Annotated in this window: 2 protein-coding genes; both read left to right on the forward strand. The window is 44.9% G+C overall.

Annotation, left to right across the window (positions count from 1 at the left end):
- On the forward strand, window positions 1-620 hold a 620-nt coding region (locus tag UF06_RS23625; protein ID WP_242401981.1), incomplete at its 5' end, for a group II intron maturase-specific domain-containing protein.
- A gap of 293 nt (window positions 621-913) precedes the next feature.
- On the forward strand, window positions 914-1,433 hold a 520-nt coding region (locus UF06_RS03635; RefSeq protein WP_045569226.1), incomplete at its 3' end, for an IS66 family transposase zinc-finger binding domain-containing protein.

Here is a 1,433-nt window from a genome sequence, read left to right on the forward strand (position 1 = left end):
CTTCTCCAAAATGTCCATTTGCTAGGTACGCAGATGACGCTGTTGTCCATTGTCATTCCAAAGCACAAGCAGAGTATTTGCTACGAGCGATTGGAAAGCGCTTGAAGGAGTGTAAGCTTACTCTACATCCAACGAAGTCAAAGATCGTGTACTGCAAGGACAGTAATCGTTCGCTTGATTACCCAACAACGCAATTCACTTTTCTAGGTTTTACTTTCAGACCAAGAAAAGCGAGCAATAAGGAAGGTAATTTGTTTACTAGCTTTTTACCTGCGGTGAGCAACGAAGCGCTAAAGTCCATGCGGTCACGTATTAGATCATGGCGTCTGTCAATAAGGACACCTTCGACGTTGGAAGAGCTATCACGTTTATATAACCCAATAATACGGGGGTGGTTCCAATATTATGGATTTTTTTATCCTACTCAAATGCGCAAACTAGCGGACTATCTGGAACTCAGATTAGGGCGCTGGGCGAGGCGAAAATACAAACGCCTTGCAGGCCATAAACGGAAAAGTGCGCAGTGGTTAAGGCATGTGGCGCAAAGTCGTCCTTGTTTATTTATCCACTGGCATTATTTTGAAGATCAACGATTGGGTAATGGGAGCCGTATGATATGAGAGTATCACGTACGGTTCTGCGAGAGGCTAGAGGTGAAATTCCTCTGGCCTACTCACCATAAAACGGGCTTTGCTCTTTGGTACAAACGCCTTGAAAAAGCCAAGTACAAGTGGCCATCAAAAGAGCAAAACGACGTGTTTACCTTAACTCAATTCGAACTTGATAGACTGCTTTCTGGCTTCACGATTATCGGCCATAAACCCGTTAGAATAAACGATTTTACAATGACTTAAGCGATAATAAAGTCTTATCTACCAAGCATTAACGGCATGATTTTAGTATCATCAATGCCATGAAAAAGACGCCAAATATCAGCCCAGAAAGCCAAGATGTTGCCGAGCTACAAGCGATGGTGAAAGCGCTGTTGGCGTCAGAAACCCAATTGAAACAAGAGCGCCAATCGCTGCTTGAACAGCTTAAACTTGCCTTCGACCGTCAGTTCGCTAAACGCTCGGAGGCGTTAAAGCCTTACAATGAATCCCAAGGTGACCTCTTCAACGAAGCGGAGTGTGAAGCTGCTAAAGAAGAAGAGGTTGACGTTGTCACAACGACCATCACAACGAAGAAACGCGGTAAACGCAGACCACTGCCAAAGAGCTTGCCTCGTGAAGTTATCGAACTCGATTTAGACGACGATGAAAAGCAGTGCACTTGCTGCCAACATAGTCTGCATAAAATCGGTGAAGACCGTAGCGAGAAACTTGAGTTCACGCCAGCGGTACTCAAAGTGTTGGAATATGTTCGTCCTGAATATGCTTGCCGCCAATGCGAGCAAACAGAAGACAAAAACCACGTTGTTCAAAAGCCAGCGC

Origin of the sequence: Vibrio sp. S234-5 (genome assembly GCF_000960595.1) — a bacterium.
Taxonomy (GTDB): domain Bacteria; phylum Pseudomonadota; class Gammaproteobacteria; order Enterobacterales; family Vibrionaceae; genus Vibrio.